Origin of the sequence: Shewanella sp. ZOR0012 (assembly GCF_000798835.1) — a bacterium.
In the GTDB taxonomy this organism is placed as follows: Bacteria; Pseudomonadota; Gammaproteobacteria; order Enterobacterales; family Shewanellaceae; genus Shewanella; species Shewanella xiamenensis.
In genome coordinates, this window is the sequence record NZ_JTLE01000008.1 from 1 (window position 1) to 1,025 (window position 1,025).

Annotated in this window: 2 protein-coding genes; both read left to right on the top strand. The window is 62.7% G+C overall.

Annotation, left to right across the window (positions count from 1 at the left end):
* Positions 1-299, top strand: a 299-nt coding sequence (locus L976_RS22560) for a type II toxin-antitoxin system YafQ family toxin (RefSeq protein ID WP_431521334.1), incomplete at its 5' end; no start/stop codon positions are given.
* Between the two features lie 128 nt (positions 300-427).
* Positions 428-994: a recombinase family protein gene (locus tag L976_RS00105; protein WP_003159185.1), complete on the top strand. Its 567-nt coding sequence runs from the start codon at positions 428-430 to the stop codon at positions 992-994.
* Positions 995-1,025 lie beyond the last annotated feature (31 nt).

Here is a 1,025-nt window from a genome sequence, read left to right on the forward strand (position 1 = left end):
TGTCATTTTCAGAAGACGACTGCACCAGACAACGCGGTTTGAAGGCTGTTGTGCAGTCGTCTATTGAACGAACAGTATCAGGAGTCCGCTGCACGAATGATGACCTCAAGCCGGTTCTGGTCGCGCTGGCGACCGATCAGCCCCTGGATGTGCGATACCGCGACCACGATCTTTCCGGCGATTGGGCGGGCTACCGCGAATGCCACATCAAGCCCGACCTGCTGCTGATCTACCGCAAGTCCGACGCCGACACCCTGCGACTGGCGCGGCTTGGCTCCCATAGCGAGCTGTTCGGCTGATGCCAGTCGCCTTGTCCGCCAAACGATCATTAGTCGGCCATGCCGGACACTGTCCAGCAAAGTTATTGCACAACGGGTTGTCGGACATTAAGATAGGCGGACGGAATGACGGACAAGAGAGGCGGCAAATGGCACTGATCGGCTATGCGCGGGTATCGACGGCGGAACAGGACACCGCCTTGCAGACGGATGCGCTACGCAAGGCAGGCTGCGAGCGCGTTTTCGAGGACACGGCTTCCGGGGCCAAGGCCGACCGCCCCGGCTTGGCTGATGCGCTGGCCTACCTGCGCGACGGCGACGTGCTGGCCGTCTGGCGGCTGGATCGGCTCGGGCGCTCTATGCCGCACCTAATCGAAACGATAGGCGCGCTGGAAGCGCGAGGCGTCGGCTTCCGTTCTCTGACGGAAGCCATCGACACCACCACGCCAGGCGGGCGGCTCATCTTCCACGTGTTCGGCGCGCTGGGCCAGTTCGAGCGCGACTTGATCCGCGAGCGCACCAAGGCCGGGTTGACTGCCGCCGCCGCTCGTGGGAGGAAGGGCGGGCGAAAGCCGGTTGTCACCGCCGACAAGTTGCAGCGAGCGCGGGAGCACATCGCCAACGGGCTTAATGTCCGAGAGGCCGCTACACGGCTCAAGGTGAGCAAGACGGCCCTGTACACCGCGCTGCAATCCACCAGTGCAGCCGACTCCTGATATTCCGTGCAGTCGTCTTCTGAAAATGACA